Below are 24605 nucleotides of genomic sequence, written 5' to 3'. Positions count from 1 at the left end.
GGCATGGTTGGCGCCCTAGATTCGCATCATGACGAATGATGCGAGGTTTCAAGCCATGAACGCTCACGCTCCGATGAAAACGGCGATGACCCCGACGCGTTTTTCCAATGCGGTGCTGGCGCGCGCTGCCGAAGCCATGCCGAGCGAGGCCGATTTCCCCGCCGTGGCGCCGGGCTCGGACTACGATACGGTCCGCCGCATCCTGGCCTTCATCACGCATAACTGGCGCGAGCAGCCGACCATCGAGGCCATCGCGGATGCGGCCGGCGCAACGCCGACCGATGTCCACCATCTCTTCCGGCGCTGGTGCGGCCTGACGCCCAAGGCCTTCCTGCAGGCGATCACGCTCGACCACGCCAAGGGCCTGCTGGCCTCTTCGGCCAGCATCCTCGACACCGCGCTTGAAGTCGGGCTTTCCGGCCCCGGCCGGCTGCACGACCTCTTCGTCACGCATGAGGCGATGTCGCCCGGCGAATGGAAGCTCGGCGGCGAGGGGCTGAAGCTCTCCTACGGCTTCCATGCCTCTCCCTTCGGTGAGGCGCTGATCGTGGTCACGGATCGCGGTCTCGCCGGGCTGGGCTGGGTCTCCAACAGCGTCGACGGCGGCAAGGTCGTCGGCGGGCGCGCCGAGGCTCTGGCCGACATGATGCGTCGCTGGCCGCATGCCGGTTATCACTACGATCCGGTGCTGACGGCACCCTATGCCGCCCGTATCTTCGAACCCAAGGCCTGGACGCCCGAGACGCCCTTGCGCGTCGTGCTGATCGGCACGGATTTCGAGGTCCGGGTCTGGGAGACTCTGCTCCGGATCCCGGTCGGCTGCGCCACGACCTATGGCGACGTCGCCAGCCATATCGGCAAGCCCAGTGCCGCGCGCGCCGTCGGCATGGCGGTAGGCAAGAACCCGATCTCCTTCGTGGTGCCCTGCCACCGCGTCATCGGCAAGTCGGGTGCCCTCACCGGCTATCACTGGGGCCTGACGCGCAAGCGCGCCATCCTCGGCTGGGAGGCGGGTCAGGCGATCACTGGCTGAGCTTGCTGCCTACTTCGGAGATACATGTCCCAGAAGAGCGCGAGCGCGATCCGCCCGCGCTCTTTGCCTGCTCCGCCTAAAGCAGCCCGCGCTTCGCGAGGTGGCGCATCAGATGCGAGGCGCCGAAGGTCCAGGGCTCGCAGGCGTCGGTGCGCTTCATGCGGTTGACGAGGCTGCCGAGCTCGGGCGCGGCGATGGTGACGATGTCCCCGTATTTATGGGTGAAACCGCCGCCCGGTGCGTCGCGATCCTTGATCGGCGCGAACATGGTGCCGAGATAGAGCGCCGCCCCGTCCGGGTACTGGTGATGCGGGCCGATCATCTGTGCCGCGAGATCGGCCGGGTCGCGGCTGATCTTGGCGATCGAGGACGAGCCCTCCAGCGTGAAGCCGTCCTCGCCCTCCACCGTCAGGGTCACGGTCGTCTTGCGGATGTGATCGAGCGTGAAGCCGGCGTCGAAGAAGCGGATGAAGGGGCCGACGGCTGCCGCCGCGTTGTTGTCCTTGGCCTTGCCGAGCAGCAGGGCCGAGCGGCCCTCGACATCGCGCAGATTGACGTCGTTGCCGAGCGTGGCGCCGACGATGCGCCCGTCCGAGGCGACGATCAGGACGATTTCGGGCTCCGGGTTGTTCCAGCTCGACGCCGGATGCAGGCCGGCATCGGCGCCTGTGCCGACCGTCGACATCGCCGGCGCCTTGGTGAAGATCTCGGCGTCCGGCCCGATGCCGACTTCGAGATACTGGCTCCATGCCCCCTGCTTGATCAGCACCTCCTTGAGATGCATCGCCTCGGGCGAGCCGGGCTTCAGCTTGGAAAGGTCGTCGCCGATCAGTTTTCCGATCTCCGTGCGGATCGTCGCGGCGGCGGCCGGGTTGCCGCGCGCCTTCTCCTCGATGACGCGTTCCAGCATCGAGACGGCGAAGGTGACGCCGGCCGCCTTCACCGCCTGCAGGTCGAGCGGCGAGAGCAGCCAGGGGCGCTTCGGATCGCGGTCGTCGACGGGCGTATTGGCCAGGATGTCGGCGAGCGAGCCCAGACCTTCGCCTTTCGCGGTGCGCAGCGCGGCCGCCGGATCGGCGCTCTCGCAGAGGTCGCGGCTGGTCGGGAATTCGGCTGTGATGTCGACGAGCTGTCCGTCGCGCAGCGTGACCACTGCCGGGCCGCCGAGATCGGGCCGCCAGACGCGGCCGGCCAGCGCGGCGCCGCCGGCATCCTGTGGCAGGGTTGTCGAGGCGGAAAGGACGAGGCTCGTCATGATGCGGTCCGGAAAAGGCGAGGCAGGACGCGCAGATCAGCCGTTTATGCGTGAATGCGCAAGCCGGCCGCGGCCATAAGTGCCTTGCAAAAACTGTCGTCGTTTTGTCATTGAACTGTCGCCTGCGCTTCATGCTAGCTTGCGCACCAACGACAAGAACCGCGGCGGCGGCCGCCCGCGGAAGGGAGACACTCCATGAGCATCAAATCGCGCATCCTGATGTCGGTCGCCGCCTTTGCGCTCGCCGGCGCTTCGCCGGCTCTGGCGCAGACCGAGATCCAGTGGTGGCATGCCCTGACGGGCGCCAACAACGACGTGGTCGTCAAGCTCGCCGAGGACTTCAACGCCTCGCAGAAGGACTACAAGGTCGTTCCCGTCTACAAGGGCTCCTATCCCGACACGCTGAACGCCGGCATCGCCGCTTTCCGCGCTGGCCAGGCGCCGCACATCCTGCAGGTCTTCGAGGTCGGCACCGGCACGATGATGTCGGCGAAGGGCGCGATCAAGCCGGTTCATGAGGTGATGAAGGAAGCCGGCGAGAAGTTCGATCCGAACGCCTATCTCCCCGCCATCACCGGCTATTATTCGACGGCTAAGGGCGACATGCTCTCGATGCCGTTCAACTCGTCCTCGATGGTGATGTGGTACAACAAGGACGCCTTCAAGAAGGCGGGCCTCGACCCGGCGAAGCCGCCGAAGACCTGGCCCGAGACCTTCGAGGCCGCCAAGAAGCTGAAGGCCGCCGGCTACGACAAGTGCGCCGTCTCGAACGCTTGGGCGACCTGGGCCAATATCGAGCAGTTCGGCGCCTGGCATAACATCCCGCTCTCGACCAAGGTCAACGGCATGGCCGGCTTCGACGCCGTGCTGAACTTCAACAAGAGCCCGGTTTTCCTCAAGCACTGGACCAATCTGGTCGAGCTGCAGAAGGACAAGACCTACGACTACTCCGGCCGCACCAACAATGGCGAGGGCCGCTTCACCTCGGGCGAATGCCCGATCTTCCTGACCTCCTCGGGCTTCTTTGGCAACGTCAAGGCGAACGCCAAGTTCGACTGGGGCAACGCGCCGATGCCGTATTATCCCGATGTGCAGGGCGCGCCGCAGAACTCGATCATCGGCGGCGCCTCGCTGTGGGTGATGGGTGGCAAGAAGGCTGACGAATACAAGGGCGTCGCCAAGTTCTTCACCTTCCTCTCGGATGTCGATCGTCAGGTAAAGCTGCACACCGAGTCCGGCTATCTGCCGATCACCAAGGCCGCCTATGAGAAGGTCAAGGCGTCGGGCTTCTACAAGGACAAGCCCTATCTCGAGACCCCGATCCTCGAGCTGACCAACAAGACCCCGACCGACAACTCGAAGGGCCTGCGTTACGGCAGCCTCGTCCAGATCCGCGACATCTGGTCGGAGGAGCTGGAAGCGGCGCTGAACGGCCAGAAATCGCCGCAGGCGGCGCTGGACGCGGCGGCCGAGCGCGGCAACCAGATGCTGCGCCAGTTCGAGCGGACAGCCTCGCGCTGAGCGGATAGCCCTTGCATCTTCAGGCCATCCCGGACAAATCCGTCCGGGATGGCCGTCTTGTTCAAGGAAGCCGATGCAGAAGAACGCGTACTTCCGGGGGCTGACCATCCCCTTCCTGCTGCTGCTGCCGCAGCTCGCGATCACCGTCGTGTTCTTCTATTGGCCGGCGAGCCAGGCGGTCTGGCAGAGCTTCCTGCTCGAAGACGCCTTCGGCACTTCGACCGAGTTCGTCTGGTTCGAGAACTACCAGCTGCTGTTCGCCGATCCCGGCTATCTCAAGGCCTTCATCAACACTGTCATCTTCTCGACCTTCGTCTGCGTGTTCTCGCTGTCGATCGCGCTGCTCTTCGCGGTGATGGCAGACCGGCAGATCCGCGGCGCTGAAATCTACAAGACCCTGCTGATTTGGCCCTATGCGGTGGCGCCCGCCATTGCCGGCGTTCTCTGGATCTTCATGTTCGATCCCTCGCTGGGCATGCTCGCACGGGGTCTGCAATCGCTCGGCATTCCCTGGAACCCGCGGCTCAACGGCAATCACGCCATGCTGCTCGTCATCCTCGCGGCGACCTGGAAGCAGATCAGCTATAATTTCCTGTTCTTTCTCGCCGGCCTGCAGTCGATCCCGAAGAGCGTGATCGAGGCTGCCGTCATCGACGGTGCCCGGCCGATGCGTCGCTTCTGGACCATCGTCTTCCCGTTGCTCTCGCCGACGACCTTCTTCCTGCTCGTCGTCAACATCGTCTACGTCTTCTTCGACACCTTCGGCATCATCGACACCGTCACCGGCGGCGGGCCTTCGGGCGCGACCGAGACGCTGGTCTACAAGGTTTTCTCCGACGGCAAGGGCGGCTCCAATCTCGGCGGCTCGGCGGCGCAGTCGGTGATCCTGCTGATCATGGTCATCGGAATGACCGCGATCCAGTTCCGCTTCATCGAGCGCAAGGTGAGCTACTGATGGCGTCCGTGCTCTGGATGGACCTAACCGCCGAGGAGCTGCGCGCCAAGGCGGCGAAGGACGCGATCGTCGTTCTTCCCGTCGCCTCGATCGAGCAGCACGGGCCGCATCTTCCCGTCGGCGTCGACACCATCCTTTGCAGCGGCGTCTGCAAGGCCGCGGCTGAGCGTGCTGATGATGTCGACGTCGTCGTCGCGCCGACGCTGTGGTGCGGCATGGCCGAGCATCACATGGCCTTCGGCGGAACCTTCACCTTCGATATCCCGACCTATCGGGCAGTGCTGCTCTCGCTCCTGAAGAGCATCGAGCGCCACGGTTTCCACCGCGTGCTGATCGTCAACGGCCATGGCGGCAACATCGCCGCGCTGACCGCCTTTCTGCCCGACTTCGCCCGTGAGACGCGGCTGCATGTCGAGGCGACCACCTATTTCCTGCTGGCCGAGGCCGCGCTCCCGGCGCTGCTCGAGGACCAGAAGGGTGTGCAGCACGCTTGCGAGGTCGAGACCTCGATGATGATGGTGCTGGCGCCGGGCTGCGTTCGCGAGCCGCGCCTGTCGGAAGCGTTCGGTGCGCGGGGTGGGTCGTCTGGACGCCCGGAGGTTTCTCGCCACCGTTCCTTCCGGGACATGACCGAAACCGGCGTGATCGGCGATGCACGCCGCGCGACGGCTGAAAAAGGTCAAGCCTGTCTCGATGCCTGCGCGGAAGCGCTGGCCGGCCTGCTGCGCGAGATGGGGAAGGGGATCTGATGGTCGAGGACCGCCGCCTGGGCGACATCATCGCCTATGTCATCCTGACGATCGGCGTGCTGATCGTCGCCTTCCCGGTCTGGCTGACCTTCGTCGCCTCGACCTGGGATGCCTCGACCGTGATCAACGGCCAGATGCCGCTCTATCCCGGCCCGTATTTCCTGGAGAACTACAACCGCATCCTCTTCATCGGCACGTCGAGCACGACGCGCGAGCCGGTGATCCACATGATGCTGAACTCCTTCATCATGGCGATGGCGATCGCGCTGGGTAAGATCTTCATCTCCGTGCTCTCGGCCTATGCGGTTGTCTATTACCGCTTTCCGTTCCGCATGGCCGCCTTCTGGATCATCTTCATCACGCTGATGCTCCCGGTCGAGGTCCGTATCTTCCCGACGTTCAAGATCGTCTCGGACCTGCGGATGCTCGACACCTATCAGGGTCTCGCCGTCCCGCTCATTGCCTCCGCGACGGGCACGTTGCTCTTCCGCCAGTTCTTCATGACGATCCCGGATGAGCTGCTCGAAGCCTCCAAGATCGACGGTGCCGGCCCCTTCAAGTTCTTCAAGGACACGCTACTGCCACTCTCGATCACCACGATCGCGGCGCTGTTCGTGATCCAGTTCATCTATGGCTGGAACCAGTATCTCTGGCCGCTTCTGGTGACGACCAAGGACTCGATGCAGACCATCGTCATCGCCATCAAGAAGATGATCGTCACCGCCGACGCGCTGACCGAATGGCAGCTCGCCATGGCCACGGCCATGCTCGCGATGCTGCCGCCCGTCCTCGTCGTCATCGCCATGCAGAGGCTCTTCGTGAAGGGCCTGGTCGAAACCGAGAAGTAATCCGCGAATGGCCCAGGTCACTCTCAGCAACGTCAAAAAGGTCTATGCCGGCGGCGTCGAGGCCGTGAAGGGCGTCTCCTTCGACATTCCCGACGGCGGCTTCTGCGTGCTCGTCGGCCCCTCCGGCTGCGGCAAGTCCACGCTGCTGCGCATGGTCGCCGGTCTCGAGACGATCTCGTCCGGCGAGGTCGCGATCGGCGAACGCGTCGTCAACCAGATCGAGCCGGCCGACCGCGACATCGCCATGGTGTTCCAGAACTATGCGCTCTACCCGCATATGAACATCTACGACAACATGGCCTACGGCCTGCGCAACCGCGGCACGCCGAAGGACGAGATCGACAAGCGCGTGAAGGAAGCTGCGCGCATCCTCGCGATCGAGCCCTTCCTGGAGCGCCGGCCGCGCCAGCTTTCCGGCGGTCAGCGCCAGCGCGTCGCCATGGGCCGCGCCATCGTGCGCAAGCCGCAGGTCTTCCTGTTCGACGAGCCGCTCTCGAACCTCGACGCCAAGCTGCGCGTCCAGATGCGCGTCGAGATCAAGAAGCTGCAGCGCGCGCTCGGCGTCACCGCGATCTACGTCACGCATGATCAGGTCGAGGCGATGACGCTCTCCGACAAGCTCGTGGTGATGAATGCCGGCCAGGTCGAGCAGATCGGCCTGCCCGCCGAGGTCTACCGCAAGCCGGCGAGCAAATTCGTCGCGACCTTCATCGGCTCGCCACCGATGAACATCCTGCCGGGCGTGGTCGACGGCCACGGCATCGTTGCGCTCGGCGACACCGTGTTGCAGGCGCACGACCTGCGCGAGGATCTGCCGCCCCAGATGCCGGTCGAGGTCGGCCTGAGGCCGGAGGATGTCGAGATCGTCTCCGATGACGATGCCGGCTCGCTGCCCTTCGATGTCGAGTTCATCGAGGAACTCGGCGCGACCCAGCTCTTCCACGGCAAGCTCTCCGGCCAGCCCTTTGTGATGCAGGCGGCGACCGGCGACGTTCCCGCTCAGGAGGGCCGGCTCTGGATCACGGTCGATCCCGCCAAGGTCCATGTCTTCGACCCGAAGACGGGCGCGCGGCTGGGGAAGGACTGAGCGGGGCGCTGCGGAAGCCGCAGGCGCTGGTACCTCGTCATGGTCGGGCTTGTCCCGACCATCCACGTCTTCGCTGGACGAGGCTCGTGCTCAGGACCTGGATGCTCGCCACAAGGGCGAGCATGACGGCGGTGACGCCCGCGAACGACGGCGACCCTCAAGCCGCCAGATCGGCCACCAGCGCATCGAGTAGCAGCGCGCCGTCCGGCGTCGCCGCAAGCCTGCCGCCCTGCCTATGCATCAGCAGCTTCTCCTCGATCAGGCTGGCGATGCGCTTGGCATTGAGCTCGCGGCCTGCGAGCGCCTTGAACACTGCGGGATCGATACCTTCGACCAGACGTAGGCCCATCAGCAGATATTCGTCGCCCTGCGATTCCTCGCTCAGGCGCTCGTCTTCGACGAGGGCGTGACCCTCGGCCTCGACCCGTTCCAGCCAGATTTCCGGCCGCTTCTCGGTCGAATGCGCCATGCGCCCCTGCGCCGTCACCAGCCTGCCATGGGCGCCGGGGCCGACGCCGGCATATTCGCCATAGTGCCAGTAGACAAGATTGTGGCGGCATTCCGCGCCCGGCCGGGCGTGGTTGGAGATCTCGTAGACCGGCAGGCCGTGCTTGGCCGTGATCTCCTGCGTTGTCTCGTAGAGCGCCGCACCCGCATCATGGTCGGGGATGGCGAGCTTGCCGGCCCGGAACAGCCGCTCGAAGGCGGTGCCGGGCTCGATGGTGAGCTGGTAGAGCGAGAGATGCTCGGCTGCGTGGCTGATCGCCAGTTCCAGCTCGGCGCGCCAGAGTGCCGGCGTCTGGGCGGGCGAGCGGGCATAGATCAGATCGAAGGAATAGCGCTCGAAATACTTGCGTGCGATCGCGACGGCCGCCAGCGCTTCCTCGGCCGAATGCATTCGGCCGAGCGCCTTGAGGTCGGCATCGTTCAGCGCCTGCACCCCGAGCGAGACGCGGTTGACGCCTGCCGCCCGGAAGTCACGGAAGCGGCCGGCCTCGACGCTGGTCGGGTTAGCCTCCAGCGTCACCTCGCAATTCGGATCGACCGTCCAGTGCTCGCCGATCGCGTCGAGGATCGCCCCGACCGTGCGGCCCTCCATCAGCGAGGGCGTGCCGCCGCCGAAGAAAATCGAGGAGACCGTGCGGCCCGGCGCCAGCGCGGCGCGATGCGCGATCTCACGGCGGAAGGCGGCGATGTACCGGGCCTGATCCGGCGGCTGCAGGCGTACATGCGAGTTGAAGTCGCAATAGGGGCATTTGGCCAGGCAGAATGGCCAATGCACATAGACGGCAAAGCCCGCATCCGCAGTCGGATGCGAGGCGGTGGGCCGCTCCGACAGGGCGGCCGCCGCGCTCACGCCGGTTTCCTCAGACACGCGGCGGCAAGCACATGGAACGCGCGCGCCCGATGCGACAGGCCGGGCGAGCCATCGGCCGGGATGCCGTGCTTCTCGTCCGCCGTCATCTCGCCGAAAGTCTTGCCCTGGCCATCGGGGAGGAAGATCGGGTCGTAGCCGAAGCCGCCCGCGCCACGGATCTCATGAGTGACCGTGCCGAAGACGCGCCCCTCGAACAATTCCTGATGGCCGTCCGGCCAGGCGATGACCAGCGCCGAGACGAAATGCGCCTTTCGCTTGTCGGGCGTGTGCGCGCCGCGCTTGGCCAATTCCACCTGCACGCGGGCGATCGCCGGGGCGAAATCCTTGCCCGGTCCGGCCCAGTTGGCCGAGAACAGGCCGGGCGCGCCGTCGAGCGCATCGATGCAGACGCCGGAATCGTCCGAGAGAGCGGGTAGGCCGCTCGCCTTCGTTGCCGCGACCGCCTTGATCGCCGCGTTCTCGGAAAACATCATGCCGTCCTCGACCGGCTCGGGCAGGTCGAGTTCGCCTGCCGAGACCAGTTCGATGCCGTAAGGCGCCAGCAACTGGCGCATCTCGCGCAGCTTGCCCTGGTTATGGGTCGCGATCACGACCTTGCCGGTGAGGAGGCGGTTTTGGCTGATGTTCATACTGCATGTCCTCCGTCATCATTCGGAGGCTGATAGCCTCGATCGGGGGCTTCGAAGGATTGTCTGCGTGCCTTGTGGCTGGAAGTTAGGCGAAGGCTGGTCACGATCACCGTGGCCACTACGATCACAGCAATCGTAGCTCCGACCGCAATTTCCAGTGCGGACATAGCGGACTACCTTAAGCCACCGCCGCCTTCTGCAGTGCGACGAGCTTGGAAACGCCGCCCTTGGCGAGCTTGAGCAGCGCGAGCAGCTCATCCTCCGAGAAGGGCGCGCCTTCTGCCGTGCCCTGCACCTCGACGAGGCCGCCTGCGCCGGTGATGACGAAATTCGCATCGGTCTGCGCGCCGGAATCCTCGACATAGTCGAGATCGATCACCGGGTTGCCGGCGACGATGCCGCAGGAGACGGCGGCGACATGGTCCTTCAGCGGGTGGGTGCCCTTGAGGAGCCCGCGGCCTTCCATCCACTTCAGCGCATCGTGCAGGGCGACCCAGGCGCCTGTGATCGAGGCAGTGCGTGTGCCGCCATCGGCCTGCAGCACGTCGCAGTCGACGACGATCTGGCGCTCGCCGATCGCAGTCAGGTCGACGACGGCGCGAAGCGAGCGCCCGACCAGTCGCTGGATCTCCTGCGTGCGGCCGGAGGGCTTGCCGGAGGTGACCTCGCGGCGCGTGCGCTCATGGGTGGCGCGCGGCAGCATCGAATATTCGGCGGTGACCCAGCCCTTGCCGGTCCCGCGCAGCCACGGCGGCCCCTTTTCCTCGACAGTCGCGGCGCACAGCACCTTGGTCTCGCCGAACGTCACCATGCAGGAGCCCTCGGCATAGCGCACCACGCCGCGTTCGAGCGTAACCTTGCGCATCTCGTCGGCGGCGCGTTTGGAGGGTCGCATGAAATGATCCTGTCTTGCGGAGAAGTGGCGGCTTTTAGGCTCTCCCGCCCGGTACGGCAAGGCAGGAGCCTTTCCGCCCCTTGATCCATGCGCATCGCATGACGACAATAGGATGGAGGAACGGTTCGCCCGTAAAGGTTCATGAGCGCCCATACGCCCCGCCCCGAGACGATCAGCAGCCTGGTCGAGACCGATCAGCGCTCGCGCGAGATCTTCCGCCAGATCGTCGACGGCTTCCTGGCGACCGGCGAGCCGGTCGGCTCGCGCAACATTGCCCGCCTGCTGCCGATGTCGCTCTCGCCCGCGACGGTGCGCAACGTCATGACCGATCTGGAGCTGGCCGGGCTGATCTACGCGCCGCATACCTCTGCGGGGCGACTTCCGACAGAAAGAGGCCTGCGCTTCTTCGTCGATGCGATGATGGAGGTCGGCAATCTCACCTCCGACGAGCGCAAGCGCATCGAGGCGCAGATCAGGGCTGCCGCAACGAACCGCAGCCTCGACCAGACGCTGACCGAAGCCTCGGCGCTCCTCTCCGGCCTGTCGCGCGGCGCCGGCGTCGTCGTCACCACCAAGGCCGATCCGAGGCTCAAGCACATCGAGTTCGTCCGGCTCGATCCCGCCCGTGCGTTGGTCGTTCTGGTCGCGGACGATGGCACGGTCGAGAACCGCCTGCTGGCGTTGCCGCCCGGCCTGCCGGCCTCGGCGCTGAGCGAGGCGGCGAACTTCCTCAACGCCCGCATCATCGGCAAGACGCTCGCCGAGCTGCGGGGCGAGATCGCGACCCAGCGCTCGCAGATGGAGCGCGAGCTCGATGCGCTGACTGCGCGCCTCGTCGAGAACGGCATCGCCACCTCGTCGGGCCCGAGCAGCGACCGCCATCTGATCGTCCGTGGCCAGGCCAACCTGCTCGAGGATCTGAAGGCGCAGGAGGACCTCGAGCGCATCCGCCTGCTCTTTGGCGATCTCGAGACCCAGACCGACATGATCGATCTTCTGTCGCGGGCGGAGGATGGCGATGGCGTGCGCATCTTCATCGGCTCGGAGAACAAGCTGTTCTCGATGTCGGGCTCCTCGATGGTGGCGGCGCCCTTCCGCGATGCCGAGCAGCGCATCGTCGGCGTCGTCGGCATCATCGGCCCGACGCGCTTGAACTATGCCCGCATCGTCCCGATGGTCGACTACACCGCCAAGGTGGTCGGCAGCCTGCTCGACGGCGAGCGTTGAGGCGAGAGCAGGGTGCAAAGAAGTGAGAACCGTTTTTTCGCAATGCTCCTGCTCTGGACTTTTGAAGACGGATTTGGCTTCCGGCGCGGATGAGGCTACCTCTGCGCGCGAAAGCGACCTGTTCGCGCCCGAACATCCAAGGCCAGAGCCATGTCAGACCAGCTTCCCGACCGCCTCTCCGTCAACCCGGACAGCCCGTTTTACGACGCCGAGGTGCTGGCGCGCGACATCGGCATCCGCTTCAAAGGCGTCGAGAAGACCAATGTCGAGGAATATTGCGTCTCCGAAGGCTGGGTGAAGGTCGCGGCCGGCGCCGCCAAGGACCGCTTCGGCCGCCCGATGACGATCACGCTCAAGGGGCCCGTCGAGCCCTATATCCGCGGCGCGGCTCAGGCCGAGGGCTGACGGAAGGTTCCCATACGGCTGAGGAGGCGAGGCGCCGGGCAGTGGCCGGCGCTCTCGTGAGCCGCTCGCATTAACGCAGTTGCCGCTACGGCATTGCGTTGAGGAGGCGCATATGCATTGATCATGCAACCAATGGTTGCGTGAGGCGATGATGCTGTCTCCTTGGTTGCTGATTGCGAACACCCTCCGAGGCATCTCCGAATACAAGGGCGCAGCCGCGGAACCGCGGATCTTGGAGATGTTCCGCCTGTCGGGGCACGGTCAGGTCCGCAGCGACGAACAGGCGTGGTGTGCGGCTTTCGTCGGTGCCTGCCTCGTGCTTTCCGGCTACGCGTCGAGCCGCTCGCTGATGGCCCGCAGCTATCTCAACCTCGGTGCGAAGCTCGAAGAGCCACGCGAAGGCTGCATCGTCGTCCTCTCTCGCAACGAGGCGAACAGCTCCTATGGTCATGTCGGCTTTTTCCTGCGCGAGGATGACGAGCACTTGTTCGTGCTTGGCGGCAATCAGAGGGATAGCGTCACGGTCTCCAGCTATTCGAAGTCCCGGCTGCTTGGTTTTCGGTGGCCAACCGAGCGGGTGCCGGTTGCGGCCAGCGGCCTCCTGCCGAACATTCTGCAGCTCGGCGTCCCCGGCGAGCAGATCACGACGGAGGCTTTGGAGAACGAGCAACGCGGGGTGCTCGGCGCGATCGATGGAGGGCAAGGCCTCCCCGAGTTTCTGCCCCTCGGTCCTGGCGTCAATCCAGATTTCATCGACAAGGTCGAGGCCGTCCAGAAGCTGCTGAACAAGCAAGGCTATCCGCCCGGGACCGAGGATGGCGATTACGGGCTGCGGACAATGACGGCCGTCTTCTCCTTCCAGCAGGCCAACGGCATCCCGCCGACGGGCATCGTCGATGCCTGGACCTGGTTCCAGCTCCAGAACGGGGAGCCGATGCCGCTCTGGCCGGAGCGGCGCAACGAGACGGCGCGGGAGCTGAAGCGGGAGGGCTCGCAGACGATCGCGCTGACCGACCGCGGGCGCTGGCTCGCGCTCGCGACCGCGCTGTTCGGCGTATTGGGGCTGACGGATGCGCGCACCGGTCTCTTCGAGAAGACCGGTCAGTTGGCCACCAAGGCCGAAGCAGCCGCAACGCAGGTCATGCAATCCTCCTCGGTGACGGACTGGGTCATGCCTGCGGCCCTTGCCGATGAGGCGGGGAGCTCCCTGCCCACGATCCTGCCGGTCCTTCTGGGCGCCAGGGGCGGAGTCTGGATCATATTGATCGCGCTTGCCGTCATGCTCTGGCGCAATGCTCAGGCGACCACCGCCCAGCGCGTCGACGAACACCGGACGGGCGCGAATCTGCGTTACTGATCGAGGGGGAGCCTATGGTCGATTTCACGCAGGACATCGTCAACGAGATCACGCGGCTGGCCCAGACACAGGGGCTGGAGCCGGCCGTAGCTCTCGCCGTCGTCGAGGTCGAGAGCAATGGTCGCGCCTTCGAGGCCGACGGCGCCACTCCCGTCTTCCTGTTCGAGAAGCATGTCTTCCATCGGCTGCTGCGCGAGGCTGCGCCATCGCTGCTGGCGCGGGCGGAAGCGGAGGGCCTCGCCATCCCGAGCTGGCAACGCTCCTCTCAATACGCCGATCAGGGGCGTGCGGGCCGTCTGAGTGTGCTGCAGCGAGCCCGGGCGATTCACGAGGAGCTCGCCAATCGCTCGGCGTCTTGGGGCCTCGGCCAGATCATGGGCTTCAACGCGGTCGCGCTGGGCTACGCCTCGGCCACCGATATGGTCGCGAGTATGGCAACGGGCGTGACCGCGCAGATCGAGGCGATGCTGCGCTTCATCGCGATGAATCCCGCGATGACGCGGGCCTTGCGGAGCCGCGACTGGGCCGGTTTCGCGTATCGCTATAATGGCAAGGGCTACGCCGCGAACCGCTACGACACGCGGCTGGAAACAGCCTACGGGGCCTGGGCGGCGCGGTTGCGCATGCCCGGTGCCGCCGCCACGGTCCTCTCCCCTTCGGTCACGCGCGGGCGGACCGAGATGGAACGCGTGCAGGAGCACCTTGCCCGTCTGGGCTATTCGGTGGGCAAGATCGACGGTCTCTTCGGTCCAATCACCTCCGGCGCCCTCTTCGCCTTCCAGATGCAGAATGGCCTGTCGGCGACGGGACAGCCCGACGATGCGACCTTGCTGGCTCTCGCGGGCGGGTTGCCGATGCCGATCGCGCGGGCGCGAGCGCAGGCGACGCCGGGAGATCTGTATGAGGATGGCGTGCCTGCCATCGTGGCCGCCGACAACAACCGCAAGGCCGCGATCGGTGTCGGCGCAGCCGGTGTCGTCGGCGGGCTGGGAACGATCCCCGGCATAGGTCAATCGGTCGAAGGCATTTTCAAAGCCATTTTCATGCCGGGGTCCGGAGCTGGCGATGTTGCGAAATCTCTCGGCGACTTCGCTGTCGGCGCCCTGCCATATCTCGGGTCCGCTGGCCTCGTTCCGGCGGCGGCCGTCGGGGCGGGATTGTTTCTGTTTCGCAGTATCGCGGGAATTGCGGAGGAGCGCGTCGCCGACCGCCGCAAGGGCTTCGAGAGGAACTCACCGTCCCGTGCGGTCTTCGCACCGGTCGAGCACTGGAGGGGATGATGCTAGGCAGATCGGTGCATGTGGCATGTCGCGGCATCGCCGTCTGCGGTGCCGTTTTCGCCGTGATCGGGCCCCTCGCCGCGGCGCCCGCCCTTTCCGATCTCAAAGGCGACTGGGTTCTCGTCGTTGAGCGCGAAGGTCATCTCGGCCTGGCGATCGATGTCGTCGGCCAAGAGGTGATGCTGCGGGAAACGATCCGCGTTGGTTATGCCGAATGCATGCTGACAGGCAGCGGCTCCCAGATAGGGGGCACCGCAAGCGCCAAGGTCAACGCCTTCGTCGTTCACTGCAGCGGCAGACGCATGTTCGGCCACCCGCGGGATTGCACGTTCAAAGCCGGCCAGTTCGCTGACATCGCCGAGGTTTCCTGCAGCACCGGCAAGCAGGCCGGCCCGACCGTGGTGCTGCGCAGGATCCGCAAGAGCTGACCTCGCAAGAGCCCCCTCAGCGCAGATCCTTGTAGAAGAAGGTCGATCCGCAATCGGCCCCGCCGGGCATCAGCGCAAAGCGCGGGATGGTGCCGACCTCCGTCCAGCCGAGGCGGTTGTAGAGCCGGCGCGCGGCACCATGTTCGTCGGTGTCGAGCACGAGCAGATTGCGACCCATGTCCCGCGCCGCCGCCTCGGCACGTCGCATCAGCGCTTCGCCGATGCCTTGTCGGCGCGCATGTGAATGCACCAGCACCTTGGCGATCTCCGCCCGGTGCGGCTGGTTCGGCTTGCCGATCAGATGCAGTTGCGCCGTGCCGACGAGGCCCCCGGCAGTTCGTGCAACGAACAGGATGACCTGCCGGCTTGCGACGCCGGCTGCGACATCGCGCCAGAAGCGCTCATAATCCGCCAGAGTGTTCCAATCCATGAAGCCGACGGAGGCGCCATTGGCGACGCAGTCGCGCAGGATTTCGGCAAGCGCGGGAATGGCTGCCTCGATAGCGCCGGCATCGAGCGTTTCGACGGCGACGGTGAGCGTGGTCGCGTTCATGCGGTATGTCCCGGAAAGGTGCCGCTTCTGGCGGCGAGGATGACGGTGTAACGAGCGGGCGCGATGCCCGGATTGCGGTAGATGATCGCGCCGCGCAGATGCATCTGCAGGCAGTCGCCCTCGGCGAGCTCGTGGCGGACGCCTTCGACCGTCAGGTCGAGCCGGCCCCGGAGCACCCAGACCTGCTGATCGAGCGCCGGAGCGCCGGTAGCGCTGTCGAGCCGCACTTCCGCGCCTGCGGGCAATTCGACCTCGACGATCTCGAAGCCCGAGCCCGTGCCGCGCGGCGAGACATTGCGGCGCAGATAGCCGCTCGCAGGATCGCGCCAGACCGGCTGGGCGTCGCGGCGCGCGAGCGGGCCGGTTCCTGTTTGCTCTTCCAGCAAGGCCGAAAGCGAGAGGCCGAGCCCGGAGCCGAGCCGGACAAGGAGCGCCGCCGTCGGACTCGATTCCCCGCGCTCGACGCGTGAGATCATGGCACGGCTGACGCCGCTACGCTCAGCGAGGGCGTCGAGCGTCAGGCCATGGCGCTGGCGTGCCGCTTTCAGCCGGAGCCCGAGCAGGCGGTCGATCTCTATGTCGTTTTCGAATTCCATAATTAGAGAATAATTCTGATATATTGGAATTGGCAAGGGGGTGCGTTCAGACGGGTCCGCGACGGAGCCTCCGCCATCCGGGGTTTGACCCGGGACCTGCCGGAGGCTTCTGTCGCGCTACGATGGATCCCGGATCTCCGCTTTCGCTTCGTGCGGGATGACGAGGCGGCTCGGGGAAAAGCGCCCCGGAGCGACCTTCGGACAGGTCAACCGCTTGGCGCCACCCCGCATCACTGCTATGGCGCGCGCATGAGCACCCGCACCATCGACAATATCCGCAACTTCTCGATCGTCGCGCATATCGACCACGGCAAGTCGACGCTGGCCGATCGTCTGATCCAGCAGACCGGCACCGTCGCCGCCCGCGACATGAGCGAGCAGATCCTCGACTCGATGGATATCGAGAAGGAGCGCGGCATCACCATCAAGGCCCAGACGGTGCGGCTCGACTACCGTGCGCAGGACGGCAAGGATTACGTCCTCAATCTGATGGACACCCCCGGCCACGTCGATTTCGCCTATGAGGTCTCGCGTTCGCTGGCGGCCTGCGAGGGTTCGCTGCTGGTCGTCGACGCCTCGCAGGGTGTCGAGGCGCAGACGCTCGCCAACGTCTATCAGGCGCTCGACGCCAACCACGAGATCGTCACCGTCCTCAACAAGATCGACCTGCCCGCCGCCGACCCCGAGCGGATCAAGCAGCAGATCGAGGATGTGATCGGGCTCGATGCCTCGGAGGCCGTGCCGATTTCGGCCAAGACCGGCCTCAATATCGAGGGCGTGCTCGAGGCCATCGTCCAGAAACTGCCGGCGCCCAAGGGCGATCCCGACGCGCCGCTGAAATGCCTGCTGGTCGATAGCTGGTACGACGCCTATCTCGGCGTCGTCGTTCTCGTGCGGGTCATCGACGGCGTGCTCAAGAAGAACATGACGATTCGGATGATGCGGGCGAAGGCGTCCTATGGCGTCGACCGCGTCGGCGTGTTCAAACCCAAGATGCAGGAGGTCAAGGAACTCGGCCCCGGCGAGGTCGGCTTCTTCACCGCCTCGATCAAGGAGGTCGCGGACACCGCCGTCGGCGACACCATTACCGACGACAGGAAGCCGATCGCCGAGCCGCTGCCGGGCTTCAAGCCGGTGCAGCCGGTGGTGTTCTGCGGCATCTTCCCGGTCGACGCCGCCGATTTCGAATTGCTGCGCGCCGCGATGAGCCGGCTGCGGCTGAACGATGCCTCGTTCTCCTACGAGATGGAGACTTCGGCCGCGCTCGGCTTCGGCTTCCGCTGCGGCTTCCTCGGCCTTTTGCATCTGGAGATCATCCAGGAGCGGCTGGAGCGCGAGTTCAACCTCAACCTGATCTCGACCGCGCCCTCGGTGGTCTATCATCTCAAGCTGCGCGACGGCACGACGCTGGAACTGCACAATCCGGCCGACATGCCGGATGTGATGAAGATCGAATTCATCGAGGAGCCCTGGATCAGGGCGACGATCTTCACGCCTGACGAGTATCTCGGCTCGGTGCTGAAGCTGTGCCAGGACCGGCGTGGCCTGCAGATCGACCTCAACTATGTCGGCTCGCGGGCCAAGGTCGTCTACGACCTGCCGCTGAACGAGGTGGTGTTCGACTTCTACGACCGGCTGAAGTCAATCTCGAAGGGCTATGCCTCCTTCGACTACCAGATCACCGACTATCGCGAGGGCGACCTCGTGCGCATGTCGATCCTGGTCAATGCCGAGCCGGTCGATGCGCTCTCGATGCTGGTCCACCGCTCGCGCGCCGATGCGCGCGGCCGCGCCATGTGCGAGAAGCTCAAGGAGCTGATCCCGCCGCACATGTTCCAGATTCCGGTGCAGGCTGCCATTGGGGGTAAGATCATCGCCCGCGAGACCATCCGCGCGCTGCGCAAGGACGTGACCGCCAAATGCTATGGCGGCGACGCCACCCGCAAGCGCAAGCTTCTGGAGAAGCAGAAGGAAGGCAAGAAGAAGATGCGGCAGTTCGGCAAGGTCGAAATCCCGCAGGAAGCCTTCATCGCCGCCCTCAAAATGGACGATTGAGCCGGCGCAGCCGCGCGGTTCCTCGTCACAACCACCACTGTCATTCCGGGGCTTCGCGAAGCGAAGAGCCCGGAAGCCATGACTGGGTCACGGTTTATGACGAGGTGCGGGATGGCTCGCCCGGTCGTGGGTTCCGGGTTCGCGCCATGGCGCGCCCCGGAATGACAAGGGTAGCGCTCAACGACCGCAATTGACCTGCTAGAGCGCTTCCGCGCCGAGCTTCGCCTGCCAATGGGCGAGACGCTCCTTCAGCACGCGATCCCGCACATAGGCGATATCCTCGTCCGCCAGCCTTTCCAGCGCCTCGAAGCGAAAGGCATCGGGGCCATGCGCGTTCCACGCCGCCTGTAAGGAGCGCTGGCGGTGGCTGCCATGGCGCAGCGTGAAGCGCAGGCGGTTCTCGATCGTCGTGAGATCGGGCGCCCGCCCGACCCATGTCAGCCCGGCCGCCTCACAGCGGAGGGCGAAGATGCCCGCCACCGTCTTCCGTTCCTTGTAGGCGGCCGTCGCCGCTTTCCTATCCGCCATCTGCATCGGTGCAGTCCGTCCTGTTTGATGGCACACAAATAATACCCGGATTTTAATAAGGCAATATTTTATCCGGGTATTTATACCGCCGTGGCATTCCAGGTGAACAATCGCGCCGTTGAGGCGTTCTTTCCGGGAATCCACACTCGCCTAAGGAGGTCCCGATGGACTGGAACCGCGTCGAAGGAAACTGGAAGCAGCTCAAGGGCAAGGTGAAGGAGCAGTGGGGACAGCTGACCGATGACGATCTCGACGTCATCGCCGGTAAGCGCGACCAGCTCGAGGGCAAGATCCAGGAGCGCTACGGGATCGCCAAGGATAAGGCCCGCAGCGATGTCGACGCCTGGTACGGCCGCCAGACCTGGCAGTGAGCGACGGCCGTCGGCCGGGCATGAATGGACCGAGGAAGCCCGGCGCATCGCGCCGGGCTTCGACGTTTGGGCGCCTTGATCGCAGCGCGCGGCCGGCCGAGACTGGGCCGCGTTCGAGATGGGATGCCGGATGTTCGAGGATCTCTCAGGAAAAAGCGCCCTGGTGACGGGGGCCTCCGGTGGGCTGGGGCTGCATTTCGCCAAGCTGCTCGCGCGCCACGGTGTCGAGGTCACGCTGGCCGCGCGTCGGCAATCGGCGCTGGATCAGGCGAGCGGGGAGATTGCCGAAGCAGGCGGTATCTCGAAAAGCATGGTGCTGGACGTGGCCAGTACCCCGTCGATCGTGGAAGCTCTCGCCGGTCGGCATTTCGACATCCTGATCAACAATGCCGGCGTGAGCGGGGTGGGCCTGGCGGCGGATCTCTCCGAAGGTGATTGGGATGCCGTGCTCGACACCAATCTGAAGGGCGTCTTCTTCGTTGCCCAAGCCGTCGCGCGCGGCATGCGCGAAAGCGGCCGGGGCGGCAGCATCGTCAATATTGCTTCGATCCTCGGTCATCGCGTTGCCGGCAACGTCAGCGCCTATTCCGCCTCGAAGGCGGGCGTGATCCAGTTGACCAAGGCGCTGGCGCTCGAATGGGCGCGTGACGGCATCCGCGTCAACGCGCTCTGCCCCGGCTATATCGAGACCGACATCAACCGGGATTTCTTCGCGACCGAACCCGGCATGCAACTGATCAAGCGCATCCCGCAGCGAAGGCTCGGCAGGCCGGAGGAGCTCGACGGAGCCTTGCTGCTGCTCGCCTCGGCAGCGGGCAGCTACATCACCGGCGCGACCATCGAGGTCGATGGCGGCCATCTCGTTTCGTCGCTGTGAGAACGACCATGGATTTCGAGATTTCCCCGCACATCGAAGATTACCGCGTCCGCATCGCCTCCTTCGTCGAGCGTGAGATCATGCCGCTGGAAGCGGACCGGGCCTCCTATGATGCTCATGGCAACATCGCGCTGCCCCTGCTGCAGACGCTCCGGGGGAAGGCACGCGCCGAGGGGCTCTGGTGCCTGCAGCTCAAGCCTGAGACCGGTGGAGCCGGGCTCGGCAAGATGGGCATGGCGGTCGCTTACGAGGAGATGAACCGCTCGATCTTCGGCCCCGTCGTGTTCAATTCGGCCGCCCCTGACGACGGCAACATGATGGTGCTGGAGGCGCTCGGCACGCCCGACCAGAAGGAGCGCTGGCTGAAGCCGATCGTCGAGGGCAGGGTCCGCTCGGCCTTCGCCATGACCGAGCCGCATCCGGGGGGCGGCTCGGACCCCTCGATGATCCTGACCAGGGCCGAGCGCCGCGGCGACCGTTACGTCGTCAGCGGCCGCAAATGGTTCATCACCGGCGCGGAGGAAGCAGAGCATTTCATCCTGGTCGCCCGGACCTCGGACGACCAGCGCAACGGCCTCACCGCCTTCCTCTTCCATGCCGATCAGCCGGGCTGGCGCATCCTGCGCCGCATCGAGATCATGGGGCCGGAGGAGCATGGCGGCCATTGCGAGATCGAATTCGACGGCTTGGAGATTCCCGTCGCAGACGTGCTCGGCGGCGAGGGTAGGGGCATGAAGGTGACGCAGGTTCGCCTCGGGCCGGCCCGCCTGACCCATTGCATGCGCTGGCTCGGCCTTTCCAAGCGCTGTATCGAGATCGCACAGGCCTATGCTGCCGAGCGCTACGGCTTCGGCCAGCGCCTCGCCGATCGCGAGAGCATCCAGCTCAAGCTCGGCGATCTCGCCATGCGCATCGAGATCGGCCGCATCCTGGTGATGAAGGCCGCCTGGGAGCTCGACCGCGGCGGCTTCGCCCGCAAGGAAGTCTCGATGGCGAAGGTTCAGGTCGCCAATGTCTTGCACGATGCCGCCGATGTCGCCATCCAGATCAATGGCGCGCGCGGCTATTCGAAGGACACCGTCTTGGAGTGGATCTACCGCTATGCCCGTCAGGCGCGGCTGGTCGATGGCGCCGACGAGGTCCACAAGATGGTGCTGAACCGCTTCCTCACCGAGGAAGGCCGGGATTTCTGGCGCTGGCCCGTCGCCGGGCAGGCACGAGGCTAGGGCATCGCCATGACCGGAGGGAGCGGCGAGGCTGCAGGCGGCAAAGCGGATTTCGACCCCGCCGCACTGGCAGGTTTCCTCGACGAGTGCTTTGGCCGCGCTCCGCTATCGCTTGAGCGGATTGGCGGAGGCCAGTCAAACCCGACCTATTTCGTTGATCACGGCAGGCGGCGGCTGGTGCTGCGCAAGCAGCCGACGGGGCCGATCCTGCGCGGCGCCCATGCGATCGACCGGGAATATCGCGTCCTCGAAGCCCTGGCATCGACCGAAGTGCCCGTGCCCCGCGCCGTGCTGTTCCACGCCGAACCTGAACCGCTCGGCACGCCCTTTTACCTGATGGAACGGCTGGACGGCCGCGTCTTCCACGATTGCGCCTTGCCCGGTATCGCACCGGCAGAACGGCGCGGCCTCTATCTCGGCATGGCCGAGGCCCTGGCGAAGCTCCATGCCGTCAGGCCCGATGATGTCGGTCTCGGTGATTTCGGCAGAACGGGAAACTATTTCGAGCGCCAGATCGCGCGCTGGACCAAGCAGCTGCGGGAGTCACGGGGCGAGGTTATCGCCGAGCTGGAAACGGTGGCCGGCTGGCTGCCCACGCATCTGCCTGATGACGACGGGCAGGTCGCGATCGCCCATGGCGATTTCAGGCTCGGCAATCTGCTCTTCCATCCGACGCAGCCCGAAGTGATCGGGATCCTCGACTGGGAGCTCTCGACGCTCGGCCATCCGCTCGCCGATCTCGGCTACTGCTCCATGCCCTGGCATACCGCGCCGGACGAGTATGGCGGCATCCTCGGGCTCGACCATGCGGCGCTCGGCATTCCCAGCGAGGCCGAGTTCCTCGCGCATTACTATGCGCATGCGGTTCCGACCGCTCCGCTCACGCGCTTCCATCTCGTTTTCGCGCTGTTCCGCTTCGCCGTGATCTTCGTCGGCATCGCCGACCGTGTCAGGAGCGGCACGGCGGCGGCTGCCAATGCCGCCGACTTCGCGCCGCTGGCACAGCGCTTCGCGCGGCGGGCGCTCGAAGCCATCGAAGGGGCAGGCGTCATTCTCGGGCGAAGCGAAGCGTAGACCCGAGAAACTCTGGACCAGAGCGCACTGGTCACGAGATGGCCGGTTCCAGCCCGGCCACGACGGCAGGGTTCAGGGCGCGTCGGTGCCGAGGCGAGAGCTCGTTCTGGCCGCGCTCTCGTCCTTGAGCGCGACGCCCGAGAGAGCCCGCGACAGCGAAGCCTCGATCAACCAGGCGGCCCGCCCGGCGGCTTCGATCGGCGACAGGCCGGCGCCGTGGATGTTCGAGACACAGTTGCGTTCGCCGTCGTTGCGGCCAGGATGCGGACCGTAGGTGACGTAGAGCCCCAGGCTGTCGGGGCAGGAGAGGCCCGGTCGCTCCCCGATCAGCAGCAGCGTCAGCCTGGCGCCAAGGAGCTCGCCGATCTCGTCGCCAACGGCCACCCGGCCCTGCGAGACCATGACGGCTGGTGATAGCGACCAGCTGCTGCGTTCCGCCAGCGGGAGGAAAGCCGCGATGAAGGGCGCAGCATGAGCCTGCACAGCCCGCGCCGAAAGGCCGTCGGCGATGACGAGCGCGATATCGCAGCCGGCAAGGCCGCTGGCCGCGACCGCCGCGCGGCTTTCCGGGGCGAGACTGCGGCCAAGATCGGGCCGCAGCAGATAGGAGGCGCGCCCGGCCGCCCGGCTGGCGACCTGCAGGGAGGCAAGCCCCAGAGATGCCAGCTCGGCGGCGACCACGGCCGCATCGAGCTCGGCATGGACGGCGTCGCGAGCCCGCGCATGGGCGAGGGCGAAGCGCAGGGTTTCGTGCGTGCCGAGGCCCGAACCAGCGCGGCCGATGCCGATGCGCGCCGGCGTCAGCGCGGAAAGCCGCCGCCAGGGATCGGGCGCGCTCACGCCACCATCTCCGCCAAAGACGTCACCAGGCGCGGTGCCCCAGCCTGGGCCAGCAGCCGGCCATCCGCCCCCGTAAGGCCCTGCTCCCGGAGCCAGCGCTCGAATTCGGGTGCGCGCTTCAATCCGAGGACGTCGCGGATGTAGAGCTGGTCGTGGAAGGAGGTCGACTGATAGTTCAGCATCACGTCGTCGGCGCCGGGCACGCCCATGACGTAGGTGACGCCGGCCGCACCGAGCAGCGTCAGCAGGGCGTCCATATCGTCCTGATCGGCCTCCGCATGGTTGGTGTAGCAGACGTCGCAGCCCAGCGGCAGGCCGAGCAGCTTGCCGCAGAAATGGTCCTCCAGTCCGGCGCGGGTGATCTGCTTGCCGTCATAGAGATATTCCGGGCCGATGAAGCCGACGACGGTGTTGACCAGCAGGGGATCGAAGGCACGGCAGACCGCATAGGCGCGCGCCTCCAGCGTCTGCTGATCGACGCCGTGATGAGCCTCCGCCGAAAGCGCCGAGCCCTGGCCGGTCTCGAAATACATGAGGTTCTGCCCGAGCGTGCCGCGCTTCAGCGAAAGCCCGGCCTCGTAGCCCTCGCGCAGCACGGAAAGATCGATGCCGAAGGAGCGATTGGCCGCTTCGGTGCCGGCGACGGACTGGAAGACGAGGTCAACCGGCGCGCCGCGCCCGATCAGTTCGATCGAGGATGTCACATGGGTCAGCACGCAGCCCTGCGTCGGGATGGCGTAGCGCTGGATGACCTCGTCGAGCAGCTTGAGCAGGTCCGAGAGCACGCCGAGATTGTCGGAAACCGGGTTGATGCCGATCACGGCATCTCCGCAGCCATAGGAGAGCCCGTCGATGATCGAGGCGGCGATGCCGCGCGGATCGTCGGTGGGGTGGTTCGGTTGCAACCGCACGGCCATGGTCCCGGGCAGGCCGATCGTGTTGCGGAAGCGGGTCACCACCCGGCATTTGCGCGCGACTGCGATCAGGTCCTGCAGCCGCATGATCTTCGAGGCTGCCGCTGCCATTTCAGGCGTGATGCCCCGGGCGAGCCGGGCCAATGCTTCGCTCGACGCCTCGTCCGAAAGCAGCCAGTCGCGGAAGTCGCCGACCGTCAGGCTTGCTACGGGCGCGAAGGCCGCCGCGTCATGCGTGTCGAGGATCAGGCGGGTGACCTCGTCGGTCTCGTAGGGGACCAGCACTTCACTGAGGAAGGTCTTGAGCGGCAACTCGGCCAGCGCCATGCGGGCAGCGACGGCCTCTTCTGCGGAGGCAGCTGCGAGGCCGGCGAGCTGATCGCCCGAACGCAGCGGCGTGGCCTTGGCCATGAGGTCGCGCAAATCCTCGAAGACATAGCTCTGCGAGCCGATGACATGGCGATAGGGCACGGATCCTATCCTTTCCGCTGCCGCCGGCCTGGGCGGGCCGATCATGAGCGATG

The 24605-nt window shown here is 65.9% G+C and carries 25 protein-coding genes; 16 read left to right on the top strand and 9 right to left on the bottom strand.

Annotation, left to right across the window (positions count from 1 at the left end):
- Window positions 1-136 precede the first annotated feature (136 nt).
- The gene (locus AC1DDA_RS20695; RefSeq protein WP_476797263.1) at window positions 137-1033 is read left to right on the top strand and encodes a methylated-DNA--[protein]-cysteine S-methyltransferase; all 897 of its coding nucleotides are present in this window, start codon (window positions 137-139) and stop codon (window positions 1031-1033) included.
- Window positions 1034-1109: 76 nt separating this feature from the next.
- Here the strand turns inward: AC1DDA_RS20695 and AC1DDA_RS20690 are convergent, their stop codons facing one another.
- Complete coding sequence (locus AC1DDA_RS20690; RefSeq protein ID WP_476797181.1) at window positions 1110-2288, bottom strand: fumarylacetoacetate hydrolase family protein; 1179 nt, start codon at window positions 2286-2288, stop codon at window positions 1110-1112.
- A 195-nt stretch (window positions 2289-2483) separates the two neighbouring features.
- Here AC1DDA_RS20690 and ugpB point away from each other — a divergent pair, with 195 nt between their 5' ends.
- The 5 genes from ugpB to AC1DDA_RS20665 all read left to right on the top strand — a co-directional run bounded on the left by ugpB (window position 2484) and on the right by AC1DDA_RS20665 (window position 7448).
- Window positions 2484-3809 carry a sn-glycerol-3-phosphate ABC transporter substrate-binding protein UgpB gene (gene ugpB / locus AC1DDA_RS20685; RefSeq protein ID WP_441509979.1) on the top strand — a complete coding sequence of 442 codons (1326 nt, stop codon included), beginning with the start codon at window positions 2484-2486 and terminating at the stop codon, window positions 3807-3809.
- 73 nt (window positions 3810-3882) lie between these two features.
- Entirely contained in the window at window positions 3883-4764 is an 882-nt protein-coding gene (ugpA, locus tag AC1DDA_RS20680) for a sn-glycerol-3-phosphate ABC transporter permease UgpA (RefSeq protein WP_476797180.1), read from the top strand.
- Window positions 4764-5513, top strand: a complete 750-nt coding sequence (locus AC1DDA_RS20675; protein ID WP_441509977.1) for a creatininase family protein — start codon at window positions 4764-4766, stop codon at window positions 5511-5513. The genes ugpA and AC1DDA_RS20675 overlap by 1 nt, the downstream gene beginning before the upstream one ends.
- Window positions 5513-6361 carry a sn-glycerol-3-phosphate ABC transporter permease UgpE gene (gene ugpE / locus AC1DDA_RS20670; RefSeq protein WP_441509976.1) on the top strand — a complete coding sequence of 283 codons (849 nt, stop codon included), beginning with the start codon at window positions 5513-5515 and terminating at the stop codon, window positions 6359-6361. Before AC1DDA_RS20675 ends, ugpE begins: the two co-directional genes overlap by 1 nt.
- Before the next feature lie 7 nt (window positions 6362-6368).
- Entirely contained in the window at window positions 6369-7448 is a 1080-nt protein-coding gene (locus tag AC1DDA_RS20665; RefSeq protein ID WP_476797179.1) for a sn-glycerol-3-phosphate import ATP-binding protein UgpC, read from the top strand.
- Between the two features lie 157 nt (window positions 7449-7605).
- Here AC1DDA_RS20665 and hemW read toward each other — a convergent pair whose 3' ends face one another.
- The 3 genes from hemW to rph form a co-directional block, all read right to left on the bottom strand.
- Window positions 7606-8805 carry a radical SAM family heme chaperone HemW gene (gene hemW, locus AC1DDA_RS20660; RefSeq protein ID WP_476797178.1) on the bottom strand — a complete coding sequence of 400 codons (1200 nt, stop codon included), beginning with the start codon at window positions 8803-8805 and terminating at the stop codon, window positions 7606-7608.
- Window positions 8802-9449, bottom strand: a complete 648-nt coding sequence (gene rdgB / locus AC1DDA_RS20655) for an RdgB/HAM1 family non-canonical purine NTP pyrophosphatase (RefSeq protein ID WP_476797262.1) — start codon at window positions 9447-9449, stop codon at window positions 8802-8804. The genes hemW and rdgB overlap by 4 nt, the downstream gene beginning before the upstream one ends.
- Window positions 9450-9633: 184 nt before the next feature.
- Entirely contained in the window at window positions 9634-10350 is a 717-nt protein-coding gene (gene rph / locus AC1DDA_RS20650) for a ribonuclease PH (RefSeq protein WP_476780119.1), read from the bottom strand.
- Window positions 10351-10491: 141 nt separating this feature from the next.
- Between rph and hrcA the strand changes: the two genes are divergently transcribed.
- The 5 genes from hrcA to AC1DDA_RS20625 all read left to right on the top strand — a co-directional run bounded on the left by hrcA (window position 10492) and on the right by AC1DDA_RS20625 (window position 15047).
- Window positions 10492-11577 carry a heat-inducible transcriptional repressor HrcA gene (gene hrcA, locus AC1DDA_RS20645; RefSeq protein WP_441509971.1) on the top strand — a complete coding sequence of 362 codons (1086 nt, stop codon included), beginning with the start codon at window positions 10492-10494 and terminating at the stop codon, window positions 11575-11577.
- Between the two features lie 150 nt (window positions 11578-11727).
- Complete coding sequence (locus AC1DDA_RS20640; protein WP_441509970.1) at window positions 11728-11982, top strand: DUF3297 family protein; 255 nt, start codon at window positions 11728-11730, stop codon at window positions 11980-11982.
- Between the two features lie 148 nt (window positions 11983-12130).
- Complete coding sequence (locus tag AC1DDA_RS20635) at window positions 12131-13339, top strand: C40 family peptidase (protein ID WP_476797177.1); 1209 nt, start codon at window positions 12131-12133, stop codon at window positions 13337-13339.
- 14 nt (window positions 13340-13353) lie between these two features.
- Window positions 13354-14619, top strand: coding sequence for an N-acetylmuramidase domain-containing protein (locus tag AC1DDA_RS20630; protein WP_476797176.1), 1266 nt, complete (start codon window positions 13354-13356; stop codon window positions 14617-14619).
- A gap of 62 nt (window positions 14620-14681) precedes the next feature.
- A complete protein-coding gene (locus AC1DDA_RS20625) occupies window positions 14682-15047 on the top strand; it encodes a hypothetical protein (RefSeq protein ID WP_476797175.1) in 366 nt (121 codons plus the stop codon).
- A gap of 16 nt (window positions 15048-15063) precedes the next feature.
- On the opposite strand, the gene AC1DDA_RS20620 is transcribed toward AC1DDA_RS20625, so the two are convergent.
- Window positions 15064-15600, bottom strand: coding sequence for an N-acetyltransferase family protein (locus AC1DDA_RS20620; protein ID WP_476797174.1), 537 nt, complete (start codon window positions 15598-15600; stop codon window positions 15064-15066).
- A complete protein-coding gene (locus AC1DDA_RS20615; RefSeq protein WP_476797173.1) occupies window positions 15597-16196 on the bottom strand; it encodes a helix-turn-helix domain-containing protein in 600 nt (199 codons plus the stop codon). Before AC1DDA_RS20615 ends, AC1DDA_RS20620 begins: the two co-directional genes overlap by 4 nt.
- A gap of 249 nt (window positions 16197-16445) precedes the next feature.
- Here AC1DDA_RS20615 and lepA point away from each other — a divergent pair, with 249 nt between their 5' ends.
- Window positions 16446-18251 (top strand): translation elongation factor 4, encoded by a 1806-nt coding sequence (lepA, locus tag AC1DDA_RS20610; protein WP_476780112.1) that lies wholly within the window; start codon window positions 16446-16448, stop codon window positions 18249-18251.
- A 198-nt stretch (window positions 18252-18449) separates the two neighbouring features.
- On the opposite strand, the gene AC1DDA_RS20605 is transcribed toward lepA, so the two are convergent.
- Window positions 18450-18785, bottom strand: a complete 336-nt coding sequence (locus AC1DDA_RS20605) for a GIY-YIG nuclease family protein (RefSeq protein WP_441509962.1) — start codon at window positions 18783-18785, stop codon at window positions 18450-18452.
- A 158-nt stretch (window positions 18786-18943) separates the two neighbouring features.
- Here AC1DDA_RS20605 and AC1DDA_RS20600 point away from each other — a divergent pair, with 158 nt between their 5' ends.
- The 4 genes from AC1DDA_RS20600 (at window position 18944) to AC1DDA_RS20585 (ending at window position 22327) form a co-directional block, all read left to right on the top strand.
- Complete coding sequence (locus AC1DDA_RS20600; RefSeq protein WP_441509961.1) at window positions 18944-19150, top strand: CsbD family protein; 207 nt, start codon at window positions 18944-18946, stop codon at window positions 19148-19150.
- A 130-nt stretch (window positions 19151-19280) separates the two neighbouring features.
- Window positions 19281-20027, top strand: a complete 747-nt coding sequence (locus tag AC1DDA_RS20595; protein ID WP_476797172.1) for an SDR family NAD(P)-dependent oxidoreductase — start codon at window positions 19281-19283, stop codon at window positions 20025-20027.
- An 8-nt stretch (window positions 20028-20035) separates the two neighbouring features.
- The gene (locus tag AC1DDA_RS20590) at window positions 20036-21253 is read left to right on the top strand and encodes an acyl-CoA dehydrogenase family protein (RefSeq protein WP_476797171.1); all 1218 of its coding nucleotides are present in this window, start codon (window positions 20036-20038) and stop codon (window positions 21251-21253) included.
- A 9-nt stretch (window positions 21254-21262) separates the two neighbouring features.
- Window positions 21263-22327 (top strand): phosphotransferase family protein, encoded by a 1065-nt coding sequence (locus tag AC1DDA_RS20585; protein WP_476797170.1) that lies wholly within the window; start codon window positions 21263-21265, stop codon window positions 22325-22327.
- A gap of 72 nt (window positions 22328-22399) precedes the next feature.
- On the opposite strand, the gene eutC is transcribed toward AC1DDA_RS20585, so the two are convergent.
- Window positions 22400-23167 carry an ethanolamine ammonia-lyase subunit EutC gene (eutC, locus tag AC1DDA_RS20580; protein ID WP_476797169.1) on the bottom strand — a complete coding sequence of 256 codons (768 nt, stop codon included), beginning with the start codon at window positions 23165-23167 and terminating at the stop codon, window positions 22400-22402.
- Window positions 23164-24552 (bottom strand): ethanolamine ammonia-lyase subunit EutB, encoded by a 1389-nt coding sequence (locus tag AC1DDA_RS20575; protein WP_476797168.1) that lies wholly within the window; start codon window positions 24550-24552, stop codon window positions 23164-23166. Before AC1DDA_RS20575 ends, eutC begins: the two co-directional genes overlap by 4 nt.
- Window positions 24553-24605 lie beyond the last annotated feature (53 nt).

It is taken from the genome of Allobosea sp. 10N428, assembly GCF_056394545.1.
The sequence above is the reverse complement of the archived record's forward strand: the minus strand, read 5'-3'. Positions and strand labels throughout refer to the sequence as shown.